This window comes from Pedococcus sp. P2_D7, from assembly GCF_056404295.1.
The window spans coordinates 234675-251085 of the sequence record NZ_JBFUEH010000002.1 but is presented as its reverse complement, the minus strand read 5'-3'; the positions used below and the strand labels follow the sequence as shown (position 1 = coordinate 251085).

General features: G+C 68.9%; 19 protein-coding genes. 10 read left to right on the top strand and 9 right to left on the bottom strand.

What is annotated here, in order from left to right:
- Positions 1-69 precede the first annotated feature (69 nt).
- Together AC1DWJ_RS04710 and AC1DWJ_RS04705 are read right to left on the bottom strand one after the other, a co-directional pair.
- Positions 70-345: a hypothetical protein gene (locus tag AC1DWJ_RS04710; RefSeq protein ID WP_457254244.1), complete on the bottom strand. Its 276-nt coding sequence runs from the start codon at positions 343-345 to the stop codon at positions 70-72.
- A gap of 238 nt (positions 346-583) precedes the next feature.
- Positions 584-1519, bottom strand: coding sequence for an acyl-ACP desaturase (locus AC1DWJ_RS04705; RefSeq protein ID WP_457254245.1), 936 nt, complete (start codon positions 1517-1519; stop codon positions 584-586).
- 181 nt (positions 1520-1700) lie between these two features.
- Here AC1DWJ_RS04705 and AC1DWJ_RS04700 point away from each other — a divergent pair, with 181 nt between their 5' ends.
- Positions 1701-2744, top strand: coding sequence for an NADPH:quinone reductase (locus AC1DWJ_RS04700; protein WP_477620110.1), 1044 nt, complete (start codon positions 1701-1703; stop codon positions 2742-2744).
- Between the two features lie 93 nt (positions 2745-2837).
- Here AC1DWJ_RS04700 and AC1DWJ_RS04695 read toward each other — a convergent pair whose 3' ends face one another.
- Positions 2838-3353: a nitroreductase family protein gene (locus tag AC1DWJ_RS04695; RefSeq protein ID WP_477620109.1), complete on the bottom strand. Its 516-nt coding sequence runs from the start codon at positions 3351-3353 to the stop codon at positions 2838-2840.
- A gap of 215 nt (positions 3354-3568) precedes the next feature.
- Here AC1DWJ_RS04695 and AC1DWJ_RS04690 point away from each other — a divergent pair, with 215 nt between their 5' ends.
- Positions 3569-4093 carry a hypothetical protein gene (locus tag AC1DWJ_RS04690; protein ID WP_457254248.1) on the top strand — a complete coding sequence of 175 codons (525 nt, stop codon included), beginning with the start codon at positions 3569-3571 and terminating at the stop codon, positions 4091-4093.
- Between the two features lie 170 nt (positions 4094-4263).
- Here AC1DWJ_RS04690 and AC1DWJ_RS04685 read toward each other — a convergent pair whose 3' ends face one another.
- Positions 4264-4998 carry a hypothetical protein gene (locus tag AC1DWJ_RS04685; protein ID WP_477620108.1) on the bottom strand — a complete coding sequence of 245 codons (735 nt, stop codon included), beginning with the start codon at positions 4996-4998 and terminating at the stop codon, positions 4264-4266.
- Between the two features lie 456 nt (positions 4999-5454).
- On the opposite strand from AC1DWJ_RS04685, the gene AC1DWJ_RS04680 reads away from it, so the two are divergent.
- Positions 5455-5685 (top strand): DivIVA domain-containing protein, encoded by a 231-nt coding sequence (locus AC1DWJ_RS04680; protein ID WP_477620107.1) that lies wholly within the window; start codon positions 5455-5457, stop codon positions 5683-5685.
- A 202-nt stretch (positions 5686-5887) separates the two neighbouring features.
- Here AC1DWJ_RS04680 and AC1DWJ_RS04675 read toward each other — a convergent pair whose 3' ends face one another.
- Positions 5888-6709, bottom strand: a complete 822-nt coding sequence (locus tag AC1DWJ_RS04675) for an ABC transporter permease (protein ID WP_477620106.1) — start codon at positions 6707-6709, stop codon at positions 5888-5890.
- On the bottom strand, positions 6706-7608 hold the full coding sequence (locus AC1DWJ_RS04670) for an ABC transporter ATP-binding protein (protein WP_457254253.1): 903 nt from the start codon (positions 7606-7608) through the stop codon (positions 6706-6708). Before AC1DWJ_RS04670 ends, AC1DWJ_RS04675 begins: the two co-directional genes overlap by 4 nt.
- Positions 7609-7890: 282 nt before the next feature.
- Here AC1DWJ_RS04670 and AC1DWJ_RS04665 point away from each other — a divergent pair, with 282 nt between their 5' ends.
- The 4 genes from AC1DWJ_RS04665 (at position 7891) to AC1DWJ_RS04650 (ending at position 10660) form a co-directional block, all read left to right on the top strand.
- Positions 7891-8847: an NAD(P)-dependent alcohol dehydrogenase gene (locus tag AC1DWJ_RS04665; RefSeq protein WP_477620105.1), complete on the top strand. Its 957-nt coding sequence runs from the start codon at positions 7891-7893 to the stop codon at positions 8845-8847.
- A 233-nt stretch (positions 8848-9080) separates the two neighbouring features.
- A complete protein-coding gene (locus AC1DWJ_RS04660; RefSeq protein WP_477620104.1) occupies positions 9081-9371 on the top strand; it encodes a hypothetical protein in 291 nt (96 codons plus the stop codon).
- A gap of 13 nt (positions 9372-9384) precedes the next feature.
- Positions 9385-10014, top strand: a complete 630-nt coding sequence (locus tag AC1DWJ_RS04655; RefSeq protein WP_477620103.1) for a hypothetical protein — start codon at positions 9385-9387, stop codon at positions 10012-10014.
- 46 nt (positions 10015-10060) lie between these two features.
- Positions 10061-10660: a YdeI/OmpD-associated family protein gene (locus AC1DWJ_RS04650; RefSeq protein ID WP_477620102.1), complete on the top strand. Its 600-nt coding sequence runs from the start codon at positions 10061-10063 to the stop codon at positions 10658-10660.
- Positions 10661-10755: 95 nt separating this feature from the next.
- Here AC1DWJ_RS04650 and AC1DWJ_RS04645 read toward each other — a convergent pair whose 3' ends face one another.
- The 3 genes from AC1DWJ_RS04645 to AC1DWJ_RS04635 form a co-directional block, all read right to left on the bottom strand.
- On the bottom strand, positions 10756-12438 hold the full coding sequence (locus AC1DWJ_RS04645) for an ABC1 kinase family protein (protein ID WP_457254260.1): 1683 nt from the start codon (positions 12436-12438) through the stop codon (positions 10756-10758).
- Positions 12439-12550: 112 nt separating this feature from the next.
- Complete coding sequence (locus AC1DWJ_RS04640) at positions 12551-13246, bottom strand: phosphatase PAP2 family protein (protein ID WP_477620101.1); 696 nt, start codon at positions 13244-13246, stop codon at positions 12551-12553.
- Positions 13247-13418: 172 nt separating this feature from the next.
- Positions 13419-14060, bottom strand: coding sequence for a TetR/AcrR family transcriptional regulator (locus AC1DWJ_RS04635; protein WP_477620100.1), 642 nt, complete (start codon positions 14058-14060; stop codon positions 13419-13421).
- Between the two features lie 59 nt (positions 14061-14119).
- Between AC1DWJ_RS04635 and AC1DWJ_RS04630 the strand changes: the two genes are divergently transcribed.
- From AC1DWJ_RS04630 to AC1DWJ_RS04620, 3 genes are read left to right on the top strand one after another with little or no spacing between them, the layout of a single operon-like run.
- On the top strand, positions 14120-15016 hold the full coding sequence (locus AC1DWJ_RS04630) for a glutamate-cysteine ligase family protein (RefSeq protein WP_477620099.1): 897 nt from the start codon (positions 14120-14122) through the stop codon (positions 15014-15016).
- Positions 15013-16002, top strand: coding sequence for a glutathione synthase (gshB, locus tag AC1DWJ_RS04625; protein ID WP_477620098.1), 990 nt, complete (start codon positions 15013-15015; stop codon positions 16000-16002). Before AC1DWJ_RS04630 ends, gshB begins: the two co-directional genes overlap by 4 nt.
- Positions 15999-16397, top strand: coding sequence for an MAPEG family protein (locus AC1DWJ_RS04620; protein WP_477620097.1), 399 nt, complete (start codon positions 15999-16001; stop codon positions 16395-16397). The genes gshB and AC1DWJ_RS04620 overlap by 4 nt, the downstream gene beginning before the upstream one ends.
- Positions 16398-16411 lie beyond the last annotated feature (14 nt).

Sequence of the window (16411 nt, the reverse complement as noted above, 5' to 3'; positions counted from 1 at the left end):
CCAAAGCGGACGCGGCATGCCTCGACGAAAGGGAGCTCCGGCCTACTGGAGCTCCCTTTCGCCTGGCGCTCAGGCCACCTGCGCCGTGAAGGCGGGGTACCCGTCCGCGGCCGTCTCGTCGCGGTGGGCGGAAGCCACCTGGTCGGCGTCGCGCTCGGGAAGGAAGCCGGAGTCCTGGCAACAGTCATGGCATACGGCGACAGCGCGTCGGCCGAGGTGGACGACCTCGATCAGGTGGGGGTGGCAGGTCTGCTCACCTTCGTGGTGGTGGTCGCGTCGATGGACGGCGTCGACAGTGCAGGCGGCCACGGGGTCTTTGGACTGCTGGTGTGTCGAGTCGAACATCGGGCCCGCCTTTGCGGAAGTCGTCGGTCATCCCATTGAACGCCTCATAGCGGCTTTCCCTGATCGGGCGATGAGCCGAACTCCGCCGACGAACGGGTGATGGGCGATCGGGTGATCACCTCCCCTGCTCCAACTGGCTGTCACGCGCTTCGTGCGCCGCGAAGAGGCCCCGACACGGCGGCATACCCGGTCGACAAAGTCGCCGACCGGTGTCTCCTCAGCTGGTCCTGCGGCGAGGCTAGGACTCCTGGCGGGCCGCCAGCTTCGCTGCGCGCTCCTCGCGGCGGGCGACGAACCGGGCGGCCTCCTGGTCGAGGCTGGCGAGGGCGGTCGCGAGCTCGTCCCGGGCTTTCTCGCCATCGGCGTCGAGGCCCTCGAGCTCCCAGACTCCCCACTGGCGCAGCAGTGGCTCCACGATGTCGTCGTGGTGGATGCGCAGGTCGTAGATCCCGGCCATGGCCATCTGCACGGCCTTGCGGCCGAACCCGGGGATGATCGCACCGGGCATCTGGAACGTGAGGACCTCATCGGTGATCGCCCGCATCGTCTGGCTCGGCGTCAGCTCCAGGGCGGCTTGGACGATGTTCCGGTAGAAGATCATGTGGAGGTTCTCGTCCTTGGCGACCCGCGTGAGCAGCTTCTCGGCGATCGGCTCCTCGGCGTAGCGGCCCGTGTTCCGGTGTGACACACGGGTGGCCAGCTCTTGGAACGAGACGTAGGCGCAGACATTGAGCAGTGGCTTTTCACCCGGGTCGTAGCCGGTCTCCATCGTGTCCATCCGCGCCCGCTCGAGCTCGTTGGGGTCGACGCCGCGGGTGACGAGGAGGTAGTCCCGGATGCAGAACGCGTGCCGCCCTTCCTCGGCGGTCCAGCGATTGACCCAGGTCCCCCATGCGCTCTCGCGCCCGAAGGCCTGGTCGATGACCCGGTGGTAGCTCGGCAGGTTGTCCTCGGTGAGGAGGTTGACCTCCAAAGCCGTCCGAGCGATCGGCGAGAGCTGCGACTGGTCTGGCGACCACGCCTCGCCCCCCAGCTCGGCAAAGTCGCGGCCGAGCGACCAGGGGACATATTCGTGCGGCATCCACTCTTGCGCGACCGCGAGGTGACGGTTGAGGTTCTCCTCGACCGTCGGCTCGAGGGCTGCGAGCAACTGGGCGCTGTCGAGTGCGGCCATGGGTCCTCCTCGGTGACGAACGCGCAGGTCGCGCCTGCCCCCCTGCCTACACCCTCGGCGGCCACCGATCCATAGCCGCGCCCAGAAGGCGTGGGCCGACTTCCGCCACGACGGATCAGTGGGCTGCGAGGAGAATCAGCGCCAACGGCATCGAAACCAGACCCGGAAGGCTTGAACTGACATGAAAGCCATCGTCTACACCGCTGCCGGCGCGCCCGACGTCCTCCACCTGGTCGACCGGCCGATGCCCGAACCCGGACCTGGCGAGGTGCGGGTGAAGGTGCACGTCTCCGGGGTCAACCCCACCGACTGGAAGCGCCGCGCAGGCTCACTGCCGGCGGGGATCACTGAGCAGGTGCCCAACCAGGATGGTGCCGGAGTCGTTGATGCGGTCGGGCCAGGAGTGCCCGAGTCGAGGATCGGCCAGCGTGTCTGGATCTGGGAGGCCGCGTGGCAGCGCCCGGGCGGCACCGCGCAGGAGTATGCCGTCCTACCTGAGCGGCAGTGCGTGCCGTTGCCGGACAGTGCCTCGTTCGAGCTTGGCGCCGCGCTGGGGATCCCAGCCGTGACCGCGCACCGCACCCTGACCGTCGCCGAAGGAGGCCCGGAGCGACTGGCCCCGGGCGCCCTGTCCGGCAAGACGGTGCTCGTCGCGGGCGGCGCCGGAGCGGTGGGCAACGCCGCCATTCAGCTCGCCCACTGGGCCGGCGCGCGCGTGATCACGACCGTGAGCGGACCCGCCAAGGCAGAGCTGGCCACCGCGGCTGGCGCAGACCACGTCGTCAACTACCGCACTGGCAACACCGTCGAACAGGTCCACGCGTTCGCCCCTGAAGGCGTCGACCTCTTCGTCGAGGTGGCCCCCTACGCCAACGCGATCCTGGATCACGCGGTCGCCGCAGTGAACGCGACCATCGCCTTCTACGCCGACGACGGCGCAGACCAGGTCCGCATTCCCATCCGGGAGGCCATGACCAAGAACCTGCGCTGGCAGGGCGTCCTCGTCTACACGGTTTCCGAGCAGGCCAAGGACAACGCCATCGCCGGCGTCAGCGCAGCCGTCGAGGACGGCGCCCTGCAGGTCGGTGAAAGTGCCGGGGTGCCACTTCACTGGTTTGCTCTGGAGGACACTGCGGACGCCCACGCCGCCGTCGAGAACGGGGTCGTCGGCAAGGTCCTGATCGAGGTCGCGTCCAACACCCGGGGCAGCCGGAACGGCGCCTGAAAGAGTCCACCGTCGGGCTGAGTTCCATCCGACGCCAAGCGCGTGCTGTTCCCGGCATGGCGAGCTCCGGTCTTGCTTGCGGCGTCGCGCTGGTCACCACACTCCCCGGTGCACGACCTCATCGAACGGGCGTCGGTTGAGCCGGTTGATGACGGCCAACGGCTTCTCCGACGGATAACCGACGGAGAGCATGTAGGCCAGGAATCGTCCCTCCGGGAAGCCCAGCACCCTCCTGGCCTGGTCCTGGTCAGCGGCCGCGGCATGGCCCGTGCCGACACCCAGGTCGGCCGCGGCGACGGTCATCGCATACGTGGCCTGGCCAAGGTCGTACTGGAGCAGCTCCGACTGCCGGTCGTCCTTGGGCTCTGGCGCGACGATCGCGATCGCGGCCGCCGCCCCGGCGACATGCCGCGCGCCCTGCCAGACCTTCGCCAGCTCGACCAGCTGCGCCCTGTCCGTGACGAGCACGAAGTCCCAGGGCTGCCAGTTGCCTGCCGACGGGGCACGCCGCCCAGCCTCGAGAATACGGTCGAGCGCCTCGTCCGGCACGGGCTGCTCAGTGAACTGTCTGACGTTTCGTCGCGCCCGCAGGGCATCCCACGTTTCCACGGTCTCATCCTGCGCCTCCAACCCCATCGGTGGCGACCATCTACCGCGCCCGTTGGTTGGTGAGCAGCCCGCCGCACCCTGCAGAAATCTTCCTCAGACCAAGCTGACTCAGCCCCATCGACAATCCACCCCGCCAAGACGCCAGGGGCAGAGCCTCGTAGCCACCCCTTCCCCGCCTCTGGCGTGTCGCCGGGCCGCGACTCTAGGCTTGCACCATGCGCCGAGCACTCGGCCGGGACCACGAGGTCCAAGAGAGTCCGGCCGTAGCGACGGCTCCGGAGATCTCGGACCCGTTCGTGCGCCAATACCGCTACCTGTTGCGCACCGCCCCCGCCGACGCACTCGAGGACGCGCACCGAGAAGCGTTGCCGGAGCTCACGGCGCCACACCGCTCGGCGGTGCTCGACGCCGTCCGGAGCAGCATGGCGTCGGGCGCACACCTGGCTGTCGACGACACCCACCGCCTGGCGCACCTCGTCGTCTTCGCCGAGAAGAACTTCCCGGGGCTGTTCCTGGCCGCATGTCCCCCCGAGGTGTTGCGCGACCTGGCTGACCACGTCCTGGTGGCGGAGGCCTCCTTCGGGCTGCTGGGTGGGTACGCGACCTGGGACGGTGCCGAACCGCCACCAGTGAACGACTCTGCTTGGGCCGACGGCGGCTTCCGCAAGCAGAAGGGCAGCCTCGGCAACGGACGAGACCAGGTTCGCGTCGCCCGCGCTCAGCAGTGGCTGCCGTCTTGAGGCACGCGCGTCCCACTGGCGGCGCAGCGGACTGCACGGTGAAGTGGAACTCGACCACGTCGCTGTCGCGCAGGACGTAGTGCTTGCCCTCATGGGCCCACTGGCGGACCGCCACCCACGTCGGGCAGCCAACCAGGCCCGGGCCACGGGCCAGGCGGCCCCATGCACAGTCAGAAGTCGACTCCGTTGATCGGGAGCATGAGCGGTCCGAACTGCGCGCTGCGCCTGGCCGCGGTCAAGAGCGCCGGGATGTCGCCGTTGAACCTGTTGACGCCCATCGCCATGCAGACCAGCAGCATCTCGACCGACCTCACCGGCTGGGTCCACTTCAGCAGGACGTCGGTGGGCAGCGCGTCACGCATCGCCTCGATCTGCGAGTACGTCGCGCGGTCGCCGTGAAATGACCCTCCTTGGACGAGCGTCGGACCTGCCCCGCCCACCAGGGACGTGCAGGCCCTCAACTGGTCTTTGGACGCGTCGGTCGTGTTGATCAGCACCCGGACCTTGCGGCGCTGAGGTGCGACGGCCTCGACGACGGCCTGTACCTGCTCACGGATCAGGTTCAGGCAGCCGTCGCCGTCGAGCCCGGGTGCGACAACCAACGCCACCTCTGAAGCGCCGGCGCAGACCAGCTCAAGTGCTTCTACGGCCAGGTCGGCGGGGTCCTGCTGCCGCGTCGAGTCATGGAAGGCGAGAGCCGTCACCGCCGCGACGCCGGTCCCGGTCAGCCGCCGGGCGGCCGTGGCCACGTGCTCTGGGCGACACAGGACCGCCCCGAGCCCGACTTCGCCGGCGTAGTCACAACCGCGCTTGAGTTGCCCCCGGTCAACTTCGAGCCCGTACAGACGGTGCTCGAGGGATGCGGCGAGGAACTCGCGGGTCAGCACGTCGCGTTCCAGCAGCACCCTTGACGCAAGCCATCCGCTGTCTAGTGTCAGCACGCGTCACCCTCCGTCCGGTCTGGCCCGGGAGTGGTCAACATGCCATTGACACTGCCCCGGACGCGTGCCATCAGCTCTTCGACCCCATCTGGGGCTGGGCATCTCGTTCTCCCTGAAGTCGCCCCCACTGCGGATGAGGCGTCGCGGATGTTGCTGGACATGGTGACCCCCTCGGACCCGGGATTGTCCCGGCACACTCACCGTCCTCGCCGGTGACTGCCCCGACCAGAGCCAATGGTCCTGAAGGCGCTGCGAACGGCGCGAGAAGATCCAGTCGGGGACTTGGCCGCGGAAGACGCCCTGGGTGGAACAGGCGCCAGTGGCGCAGAACCAACGAACGCTGGTTGCCCGCGTGGTGCTCAGCCGGTGGGTCGTCGCCGACTTCCCAGGCAGAGCCGTCGTGGGGCGCATGATGGTCGGATGCTCACCTCGAAGGACGTCATGAACAAGACGCTCACACCGACGCAGTTCCAGACCGGGTATGACGAGCGCGAGGTCGACGACTTGCTGGACAAGGTCGCTGAGGCCTTGCGCTACTACGAGCAGGGCGGTCGGCCCGATCCGCAGGCCTTGGCATCCCTGGTGGGCTCAGAGCCGGAAGGGCTTGGTCAGCGGGCCCTTCGCTGGCTGCGTGGAGACCCAAGCTCCTGAATGTCGAGGAGCCGCAGCAGAGGAGGGAGGACGGTGGAGTCCCTCCGTTCCACCCTCTGACACCCTGTCCATCCTGCGGAACCTCGCTGGATGGACAGGGTGTCTTGATATGCAACTGCTCAGCTCGTGGTCCCGGGGTGGCACTTGGCCGGCATGCACTCGGCTCCACGGCGCCGCCCGATGAACGTGACCGCGGGAGGTCCTACTTGACCTCGGCGCGACGGACGACCAGCAGCCCGACCGCCATCGGGAGGAGAAGCCACAGCCCACCGGTGGCGGCAAGGTGCTGCCACTGGTGGCTGGAGAGGCCGCCGTCAAAGAGGGGGGTCTGCGCGTAGTTGTAGTCCACCCACGGCTGCAGGTCGGCAAACCATTTCTGGTTCGCCGCCAGCAGCCCGAGCAGCGGGGGCAGGACGAGTGTGTACACGAAGTACGTGACGATGGCGCCCGCGGAGTTGCGGATGAGCAGGCCCAGCATGAAGCCGAAGACCATGCCGAGGACGCTGCCCAGGACGATCGTCGCGAAGTGGCCCACCGAGACGTTCCAGACCGGGTCCACGCCGGCGATGGCACTCCCGACGACCGTGCCGAGCACACCGACGACGAGGGCGACGACCATCGACGCGACACCCACCGTGATGGCTGCGAGGAACTTGGCCCCGAGCACCCGACCACGGTGCGGCACGAGGGTGAAGGTGGTCAGCCCGCTGCGCTGGCTCCACTCGCTCGTCACCGCGAGGATCCCGATCATCGGCAGGATGACGGTCATCGGGGCTCCAATGGCGGCCGCGAAGTTGTCATAGGTGAGCTGGTCGTCCGGTGCGAACACGATGATCGCGGCCGTGGCGAGCACGCTCGTGATGACGATGCTGGCCATCAGCCAGAAGCCCGAGCGGGTGTCGAACATCTTGCGCAGCTCGACCCCGATGATGCGGGTCAGTGGGATCCGCGCCGTCGCTGTGCGCGCGCGGGAGGCGGACGTGGCCGACTCGGAGGTCGGGGTCCGCAGGACGGTGGTGGTCATGCTGCTGCTCCTTCGCGCTGGGTGTCTGCGGTGAGCTCGAGGAACATCTCCTCGAGCCCGGCACCGTCGGCAGTACGGAGCTCGGTGAGGACCACGTGTGCGGCGAGTGCGATCTCGCCGACCTGGTCGGGTGCGGCGTCGGTGTGCACGCTGCCGTCAGGGTGAGCCGTGATGGCCAGGCCGGCGCTCTCCAGTGCCACCGCCAGGGCGGCAGCGTTGCGGGCGCGGACCACGGTGCCGGCCGACGCGAGCAGGTCGGACTTGGTGCCCTGGGCCACGATGCGTCCGTTGCCGATGACCACGAGGTCGTCGGCGATGACCTCGATCTCGTGAAGGAGGTGGGAGGAGAGCAGGACGGTGCCGCCTTGGTCGGCGAATCCGCGCAGGAGGTCGCGCATCCAACGTATGCCGGCGGGGTCCAGTCCGTTTGCCGGCTCGTCGAGGATGAGCACGCGCGGGTCTCCCAGGAGGGCGGTGCCGATGCCGAGGCGCTGACGCATCCCAAGGGAGTAGTCGCGGACGCGTCGGTCGGCCTCGTTGGCGGTCAGGCTGACGCGGTCCAGCATCTCCTGGACTCGGGTCCGGGGCAGGCCCATCGTCCGCTGGGCGAGGGTGAGGATCTCCCGTCCCGTGCGCCCGGCGTGCTGTGCGGAGGCGTCCAACAGGACACCCACCTCCGTGCCTGGGTTGGGCAGGTCGATGAACCGGCGCCCGTCGACCGTTGCGGTCCCCGAGGTGGCCGGCGTGAGGCCCACCAGGATGCGCATCGTCGTCGACTTGCCTGCACCGTTGGGGCCGAGGAATCCGGTGACCCGACCGGTGGCAGCGGTGAACGAGACACCGTCGACGGCGGTCATTCCGCGTCCGTAGCTCTTCGTGAGTGATTCGACTGTGATCATGCCGAGAATCGTGGCTCTAATAGCCCAGCGCCCACATCGGGGAGGCGCCGGAGCCTCACCCTGAGGTGACCCTGACGCGACTCAGGGTCAGCGTCGTGGAACTCGGCCTCAGGTGCACGACGCAGGTCGGCGAAATCCAGGTCGTTCGGATGTTCCACGGCTGCTCTCACCTCGGCAACGGGACCGACTCGAGGGTTGAAAGGAGAGCCTCATGCCGATCAAGGTCGCAGGTCGTTTGAGCACACCTGACAGGATCGAGGTATGGCGCGGGCTGGAGGGAGCATGAAGGCCGTCGTCCACGAGCGGTACGGCGGCCCCGACGTGCTGCGTGTCGAAGACGTCCGCATTCCGTCCCCCGCTACCGGGCAGGTCTTGCTGAAGGTCACAGCAACGTCGATCAACCTCAGTGACTGGGAGGGCCTCCGAGGCTCGCCTTTCTACGCGCGCCTGGGTGGGCTGCGCTCGCCGCGACGGCCGACGCTCGGATCGGACATCGCCGGAGTGGTCGAGGCAGTCGGCAACGGCGTCACTCGGTTCCAGCCCGGTGACGCGGTCTACGGCGACAACCTGCGGCTGATGGGCGGCTTCGCCGAGTACACGGTCGCACCCGAATCGGTCCTGGCCCTCAAACCAGCCGAGCTGACATTTGCTGAGGCGTCGACGATCCCGCAAGCCGGCGCGATCGCTCTCCAGGGCACGGCTCGCGTCTCGCCTGGGCTCCGATTGCTCATCAACGGGGCCGGCGGTGGCTCTGGTTCCTTCGCCGTCCAGTTGGCCAAACGTCTGGGTGCACATGTCACCGGTGTCGACAACGCGGACAAGCTGGAGTTCATGCGAACCCTCGGCGCCGATGAGGTGATCGACTACCGCGGCGACGACTTCACCCGGGGCCACGACCCGTATGACCTCATCTTGGACCTCGTGGCTCATCGGTCGGTGTTCGCCTATCGACGCGCGCTCGCTCCTGGCGGCCGGTACCTGTGCGTCGGGGGGTCCGTCCGGGCGCTGCTTCGGGTGCTGACGATCGGTGCGACCGCCGGACTGGTCACAGGCCGTCGACTCGGCGTGCTGGCCGTGAAGCCGGGTCCCGCCCACTTCCAGTCGCTGACCGATCTGTGCGTCGCCGGCCACGTGGAAACCCACATCGATCGCACCTACTCGCTCGATGAGGTCCCGGAAGCGCTGGCCTACGTCGGTGAGGGCCGCGCCCTCGGCAAGGTCGTCGTCATCCCGACGTGAACGGGGTTGTCGGCAGTCTGAAACTGCGCCCCAGCCGTCGTGTTCTGGTCCACAACGATGTCGGCCGTGCGGCTACACGGACGGCCCGCAGCGCGGATGCGGACGGCTGATGCTGGTCGCCATGCTGCTGGGATCAACGACCCGAGCGACAACTTCTGGAAGCCGAGGAACCGACCATGCAACGACCACTTGTCACACGAACTCTTCTGGGGTTGTCCCTTGGGTTGGGCGGCATGTTCGGCGCAGCCGCCGCGGCATCGGCCGCAGGGACGGTCAGCCAGGTCTCGGTTTCCGACGGGGCTCTCCTGGCGAAGGGTGCTGCGATTACCGTCCCGATCACGTACTGCACCGGGGACGCGCAGTCGACGACCTTGACCGTTTTGCCGGACTCGGGGAGCACGGCAGCATTCAGGTCGGGCGTGGCGCTGGCGTTCGTGAGCTTGACGGCGTGTGACGACGCGTCATTCACGGGTTGCTCGTTCATGACCCGAGAAGCCGTCGAGTTCCGGCTCGGAAACAAGTAGTCCGGGCAGCGCCATGTCTGATCCCACGCATCCCTCCCGGCTCGAAGCCCCGCTCGCCGCCCCGGCCGTCAGGCCGCCGGTCGCCGCGCCCCCAGCGGGGTCGTGCGCGCTCTTCGGCCACGAGATCGACAACCGAACGGTGGTCGACGGCAACCCGCGGTGCCGACGGTGCGGCCAGCCGTTCCTCTTCGAGGACGGCAGGGTCAGCCACACCCGCCACGTGCTGGGCTGCTTCCTCCGCCATCACACATACATCCGCATCGACCGACGCGCCGGACACAACGAGTACACCTGTGTTCGCTGCGGGCATCCGCTGCTCCTCGCAGTGGACGCCGACCGCCACGAGCCCCTGGCGGCGTTTCCCAAGAGGGTCCGCTATCTGTGCGGCGTGTTCGGCCACACCGTCCACCAGGTCACCGCCCGGAGCGGCTTCATCGAGTACAGCTGCGTCTGCGGGCACAGCTTCCTGCTCGCGGAGGAGGGCCTCACCCGGGTCACGCACCCGTTCATCTGCCGGGTTTCGGGGCACCGCGTGGCCTTCGTGGAGCAACGAGGCCGGTGCCACGAACACCGTTGTCTCGACTGCGGACACACGTTCGGATGGATGGACGCCGATGCCGGGTTGGTGAGACCCACCGGGTGACCTGGCATGTCCAGCTACTCCAAATCCGTACCCCTAGGCTGCTGCCATGTCGATGGTCCACACCGACGCGGTGTTCTTCGAGGACGACAAGGCGTTCGAGACCTGGCTCGTCGACAACGCGTCGACCGCCACGCACGTCTGGATTCGGATGGCCAAGAAGGGCACCGGCGTCACGTCGATCAATTGGACGACGGCCGTGGACGTGGCGCTCTGCTTCGGCTGGATCGACGGCATCTCCCGGCGGCTCGACGACGAGTGGTACGTGCAGCGGTTCACCCCGCGGCGCGCGAAGAGCGTCTGGTCGAAGATCAACCGGGAGCGCATCGAGCGGCTCACCGTCGAGGGGCGGATGCGCCCCGCCGGCCTGGCCGTGGTGGAAATGGCGAAGGCGGACGGCCGCTGGGACGCCGCCTACGACAGCCCGGCCACCGCAGTGGTGCCCGACGACCTTGCCGCCGCCCTGGCTGCGCGCGACCTCACCGACGTCTATGCGGCGCTGGACGGCCGCAACCGCTTCGCCTTCCTGAATCGCATCCAGACCGCGGTGCTCCCGGAGACCCGCGCCCGTCGCATCGAGCAGCTCACCGACGCCCTCGCCCAGGGCAAGACCCCGTTCCCGGCACCGACGAAGAAGTCCGGTACCTAGGGCTCGGACACACACTGCCGGAACGTAGCCGGATGCACCCCATCAGGCGCCTGAACGTCGTAGCCCCATCTGGGCGACCCGTGGGGGCGTCCCGATCAGGGTCTGGGGTCGCGGTCGGTGACCTCGCGGCGCGCGATGCGGCTGTCCGTTCGCACGATCGAGACCACCAGCGCAGCTCCGCCGAGAGCGGCCAGCAGGAAGAACACCATGGCGATGGCGGGATAGCCCAGGATCCGGTTCTGCGTCGGCACCTGCATCATCAACGCCGCGCCGACGACCAGCGCGGCCATCACGATCCCCATGGTGAGCCGGTTGGCGAGCCGCTGGAGCACGTGCAGGAACCTCGCCTCGTCGAGGGCATCGACCCGGAGCGAGAACTTCCCGCCGGCGAGGTTGTCCATGATCGCGTTGGCACGGCGGGGGAAGTTCGCCGTGAACTCCTTGGCATCGATCGCTGCAGCCATCAGCCCGGATGCCGACACGTGCAGCCCGCTGCCCATGATGTCGGTGACGTTCTCGCGGATCGCCTCGGCGGGCGCGAAGTTGGGGTCGAGGTGCTTGGTCACCTGGTCGAGGTTGAGCAGTGCCTTGCCCACCATGGTCATCTCGGGCGGTGGCCGCAGTCCGTGGACGCCCGAGAGGCGGCTCAGCTCCACCAGGACGGCACCCGCCTGCACCTGTTCGCCGAGGGCCACGGCCCGGGACACGAGGGCGGCCACTTCGTCGCGGAACTGCCCCGCGGCATACCCCTCCAGCTGTTGGCCCATCGCGGCGAGGACCATCGCCGCCTCTTCGCCGTCGGAGTCGCCGATCGCAAGCAACAGCTTGACGATCTGGTCCTGGACGCGGGGCGGGACGGTCGCCACCATGCCGAGGTCGATGAGGCCGAGCCGGCCGTCGGGGGTGAGCAGGACGTTGCCGGGGTGTGGGTCGGCATGCAGGAAGCCGTCCACGAGGATCATCCGGAGGTATGCCGCGAAGAGCTCCTTCACGAGCGGCTCGCCGTCGAGGTCGGTCAGGCCCAGCGGGCCGATGTCGGTGACCTTCCGACCGGGCACGAAGTCCATCGTGAGCACCCGACCGCTGGTGTAGTCCGAAACAGGTTGCGGGACAACGAGAAGGGGGTAGCTCTCAGTGAGCTCGCCGAGGCGCACCAGGTTGGCGGCCTCCCGCTGGTAGTCCAGCTCGCCGGCCAGCGAGCGGCGGAACTGCGTGAGCAGCTGGCCGAAGCCGTAGCGACGACCCACGTCGGTGTGGTCGTCCGCGAACGCTGCGATCTTGGTCAACGCCTCCATGTCGTCGCGCACGACTTCCCGCACCCCTGGGCGCTGCACCTTGACGACGACTTCCTTGCCGCTGGGCAGGACCGCACGATGCACCTGCCCGAGGGACGCGGCGGCGATGGGGACCTGCTCGAAGGAGGCGAACGCATGCCTGATCGCGACGCCCAGCTCGTCCTCCACGATCTGCTGGACCTGCGCGTAGGGAAAGGGCTCGACCTTGTCCTGCAACCGGGTCAGGGCCTCCGTGTACGCCGGCGGCAGCAGGTCGACGCGGGTCGAGAGGAGCTGGCCGAGCTTGACGTAGGTCGGACCCATCGACTCGAGGTCTTCGGCCAGGGACTCCGCCTCGGAGAGGTCGCCAGCGGGCCGCTCGTCCTCGACGAGGAACTCGTCGAACCCCGCACCGCTGACCAGGTCCGACCGTCCGTGCCGGACAAGCAACCTGGCCAGAGCGGCATAGCGCACGGCGTTGGGCAGGTCGGGCAGCGGGTTCATGGCGTCATCTTGGCAGCCGGGTGGCGCTTGCCCGCTGAGCCCCCCAACCTGATGGACCTGAAACGATCGTCGCGCGCGGCCCGGCCAACCGATTTCTGCTTGTTCGGTGGCATCAGTACTGGCCGGAGTACGCCTTGCGGCGGAGGTAGGCCCAGGCGAGCAGGGCGCAGACGAGGCCGTTGAGGGCGCCGATCAGGATGTCGCTGAGGTGGTGCATGCCTCGATAGAGCCGGGCCCACGCGACGAGCACCGGGATCACCAGGAACAGCGTGGTGACCAGTCGTCGTAGCGCCTTGCGTTGGATCGACTGAGCGAGCAGCGCGAACGACACGTAGAGGGCAGTGGCCGCGCCGACGTGCCCGCTGGGGTAGCTCGAGGTCGGCGGTGCGGGATCCAGGTGGGGGACATGGGGTCGCGGCCTGCCGACGACGGCGGTCGCGATGACGAACACCGTGGCCTGGAGGGAGATGGCGATGGCCGGCACCAGGGCGCGCCACCACTCGCGGGTGCGCCACCAGATCAGGGCGACGGCGACCACGCAGACGCCGATCACGATCTCGGTGTTGCCGATGTGGGACCAGACCATCGTGATGGAGTCCCAGGTCTTGGTGCGGGTCTCCTGGACGTCCTTGCTGATGGTGTCTTCGGAGTTCAGCCCCTTGAGCGGGCCCTTGATGACCAAGCCGCCGCCGACGATCGCGACCCACAGGAGGATCGCCGGCGCGACCGCGCGCACCGCGAGGTCGCGGAGGGCGGAGCCGACCGAGGGCGTCGACGGGTCGTCCGAGTAGCGCGTCAGGAAGGCCATCACAGGGCCCCAGGCGCGTCGAGGAGGTTCATGGCTCGAGCAGTGCACATGTCCGCGACCCTACGCCCAACGGGCAGCCTGCAGGCCCCTGACCTGCACTTTTGTCGCACCCCCCGGTCTGCATTGTGGCCAAGGACCAGCGGACTGAGCCCAGCCAACCCCACGGCGCAGGTCAGGCGAGGAGCTGCTCGGTGGCGCTGGTGATGACCCAGTCCTGGTAGCGCTGCTGGCCCCACCGCCGCTTGCGCCGCAACGTGTTGAAGACGCCGGGTGAGCTCAGCGTGAACATGATGTCCGCGGCCGTCGCAGCAGTCAGCCCGGGCCGAAGCTCGCCGCGTGAGTGAAACCGTTGTGCCAGCTGGAGATTCAGCTCGTAGGCAGACTCCGTGCCGCGCGTCACCGTGCGTTGCAGGTCTGGGTCGGCGGCCGGGATGGCATCGCTGACGAGGATCAGGTCGCCGGCCCGGTTCATCAGGTCGGTCGCCAGCCGCAGGTGCGTGGCGAGCGCCTCGTGGGGGTCGTCCATCGCACGAGCGGCGATCGCCTCGGGCCGGTCAGCCGCTCGCACTCGCGACTCGTCGCCCATCGTCAGCATCGCGATGGTGTGCCGGAGCAGGCCGAGCTTGTTGCCGAAGCTGTCGTAGAGCGTGCGCTCCCCCACGCCCGCCCGCTCCGCCACGTCCTTGAGCGTCGTGCCCTGCCACCCCCGCGCGACGAAGAGCTCCACCGCCGCCGCACGGATGCGCGCCCGCGTCTCCTCGGCCGCCGCCGTCCGTGCCGCCGAGCGGTATTGCCTCTTGACACCTTCTTCCACGAGCGTCACTCTATCGGTAATTGACCGCAGTGCAACTGCGGTGAAATGAGGGAGATCCGATGACTGAGTCAGCGCACCTGAGGGAAGCGGTCCAGCGAGCGTTCAGCCCGGCCACAGGACCCCGCACGATCGGCGTCGAGCTCGAGATGCACGTGCGCGGCATACCGGATCTCGATGGTGAGCTGGCCCGTCGCGGCCACCCGACCCTCGAGCCCGGCGGGCAGCTGGAGCTGAGCCTTCCCCCGCAGCCGTCCATCCCCGCACTGCTCCGCGAGGTCGACTGGTGCCTCGCAGCGGTCCACGCGTCCACGGAGATCGCCCTCACCGGAGTCGACCCGTGGCGCGCGCTCGACGACGTCCCCCTCACCCTCCGGACGCCGCGCTACCTCGCCATGCAGGAGCTGTTCGATCGCGACGGCGACGCGGGCCGCCGGATGATGCGGCTCAGCGCGAGCCTGCAGGTGTGCGTCGACCTGCTGCCCGGCCGCGCCGGCTACGAGCAGTGGCTGGTCGCCAACCTCGCCGGCCCATCGCTGGTCGCGGCCTACGGCGGCGACCGCGAGCGCACCCGCATCTGGCAGGGGATCGACCCGGCCAGGACCGGCTACGACGGGCGCCACCTCGACGTGCGCGACCCGATCGGGGCGTATGCCGCGTTCGCCGGCGCCGCTGAGCGCCTCGCCGTCCCGGAGGCGAGCGATGACGGCTACCACCTCACCACGCTCTTCCCGCCGGTCCGTCCGCGGGGTGGCTACCTCGAGCTCCGCTACCTCGACTCCCAGCGGCCGACCGCCGAGCTGCTCGGCACCGTCTGGGCGCTGATGTACGACGCGAGCCTGCGTCGCCGCGCGCTGGACCTGTTGCTCCCCACCCTCCCGACCTACTGGGACCAGTGGCAGACGGCTGACCCGACCGCCCTCCTGGAGGCCGTCAACGACACGGAGGTGGCGGCATGAAGACACTCTTCGTCATCGACCCGCTCGACGGGCTCGACGCGTCGCTCGACACGAGCATCGGGCTCATGCACGCCGCGCAGGAGCTCGGTGTCGAGGTGTGGGCCGCCGAGGCCCGGCACCTCGAGGTCGTCGACGGACGCGCGATGGCCCGGGCGCGTGCGCTGAAGCTGGCGCCCTCGACGCCGGCCGACGGCTGCCGGTGGACCGTGCCGGATCCCTGGTACGACGCCGGACCCGAGGAGCAGCTGCGGCTCGACGACGTGGCGGCAGTGTTCATGCGCCTCGAGCCACCTGTCGACCTGGACTTCCTCGCGGCGACCTACGTGCTCGACCTCGTCGGCGCTGCCGACACCAACAGCAGCCCAAGCACCGCGATGGTCAACGCCCCCAGCGGTTTGCGCGCCTGCAGCGAGCACCTGCTCGGCCTGTCGTTCCCCGACCTCGTGCCACCGACCGTCGTCACGGCGAGCGCCGACACGATCAGGCACTTCCTGGCCGAGCACCAGCGCATCGTCGTCAAGCCGGTTGACGGCTTCAGCGGACGAGGCGTCTTCCTCGTGTCGAGCACCGACCCCAACCTCGCCTCGATCGTCGAATCCTCCACTCGCAGTGGGACCAGAGCGGTCGTCGTGCAGCCCTACCTGGCGCAGGTCGAGGCGGGCAACAAGCGGATCTACCTGCTCGACGGTGTCGCCGTCGGCGCCAGCCTGCGGCACCCGGTGCCGGGCGACTTCCGCATCGTCAGCCCCGACGGGCCGGCCGAGCTCACCGACCGCGACCTCGAGATCGTCGAGCGACTCGCACCAACGCTGAAGCACCACGGCCTGCGCTGCGTCGGCCTCGACGTCATCGGCGACCACCTCATCGAGGTCAACGTGACCTCACCCGGCGCGCTCCGCAAGGCCGACGCCCTCCTCGGCACGACCTACTGCGCCGACCTCGTCTCGCACGTGCTCACCCACCCCACGTGGAAGGAACCGTCATGACCACAGCCATCATCTGCTCCGCCGTCCTGGCCGCCTCGATCTTCGTCCTCGGCTTCAACGTCTCACTCAACCGTGGCTACGCCGCCAAGCGCGGAAGCAGCCAGATGCCAACGGATCCAGCCGACCCGCTGCTGATCGCCCAGCGCGCCCACGGCAACGCGGCCGAGTACGTGCCGACCCTCATCGCGCTGTTCCTGCTCGTCGGCTGGCAGTCCCCGCAGCTGTGGGCCCAGGGCCTCATCGTCCTGGCGACCGCCTCGCGCCTCCTGCACGCCGTCTCGATGCTGCGCAGCCAGACCTTGGCCGCCGAGTCCGCGCCACGGATGACCGGCGCGATGGGCACCTACGCGTTCGGGCTCGCCCTCGCCGTGACCGCCGGCGTCGCGGCGATCTGACCCCTGCCGCTCGA

Coding starts and splice junctions, on each gene's coding strand:
- AC1DWJ_RS04655 (WP_477620103.1), top strand. CDS start 9,385: ATGTCTGATCCCACGCATCCCTCCCGGCTCGAAGCCCCGCTCGCCGCC.
- AC1DWJ_RS04640 (WP_477620101.1), bottom strand. CDS start 13,246: ATGGCCTTCCTGACGCGCTACTCGGACGACCCGTCGACGCCCTCGGTC.
- AC1DWJ_RS04620 (WP_477620097.1), top strand. CDS start 15,999: ATGACCACAGCCATCATCTGCTCCGCCGTCCTGGCCGCCTCGATCTTC.
- AC1DWJ_RS04665 (WP_477620105.1), top strand. CDS start 7,891: ATGAAGGCCGTCGTCCACGAGCGGTACGGCGGCCCCGACGTGCTGCGT.
- AC1DWJ_RS04630 (WP_477620099.1), top strand. CDS start 14,120: ATGACTGAGTCAGCGCACCTGAGGGAAGCGGTCCAGCGAGCGTTCAGC.
- AC1DWJ_RS04675 (WP_477620106.1), bottom strand. CDS start 6,709: ATGACCACCACCGTCCTGCGGACCCCGACCTCCGAGTCGGCCACGTCC.
- AC1DWJ_RS04645 (WP_457254260.1), bottom strand. CDS start 12,438: ATGAACCCGCTGCCCGACCTGCCCAACGCCGTGCGCTATGCCGCTCTG.
- AC1DWJ_RS04650 (WP_477620102.1), top strand. CDS start 10,061: ATGTCGATGGTCCACACCGACGCGGTGTTCTTCGAGGACGACAAGGCG.
- AC1DWJ_RS04690 (WP_457254248.1), top strand. CDS start 3,569: ATGCGCCGAGCACTCGGCCGGGACCACGAGGTCCAAGAGAGTCCGGCC.
- AC1DWJ_RS04670 (WP_457254253.1), bottom strand. CDS start 7,608: ATGATCACAGTCGAATCACTCACGAAGAGCTACGGACGCGGAATGACC.
- AC1DWJ_RS04680 (WP_477620107.1), top strand. CDS start 5,455: ATGCTCACCTCGAAGGACGTCATGAACAAGACGCTCACACCGACGCAG.
- AC1DWJ_RS04660 (WP_477620104.1), top strand. CDS start 9,081: ATGTTCGGCGCAGCCGCCGCGGCATCGGCCGCAGGGACGGTCAGCCAG.
- AC1DWJ_RS04705 (WP_457254245.1), bottom strand. CDS start 1,519: ATGGCCGCACTCGACAGCGCCCAGTTGCTCGCAGCCCTCGAGCCGACG.
- AC1DWJ_RS04710 (WP_457254244.1), bottom strand. CDS start 345: ATGTTCGACTCGACACACCAGCAGTCCAAAGACCCCGTGGCCGCCTGC.
- AC1DWJ_RS04700 (WP_477620110.1), top strand. CDS start 1,701: ATGAAAGCCATCGTCTACACCGCTGCCGGCGCGCCCGACGTCCTCCAC.
- gshB (WP_477620098.1), top strand. CDS start 15,013: ATGAAGACACTCTTCGTCATCGACCCGCTCGACGGGCTCGACGCGTCG.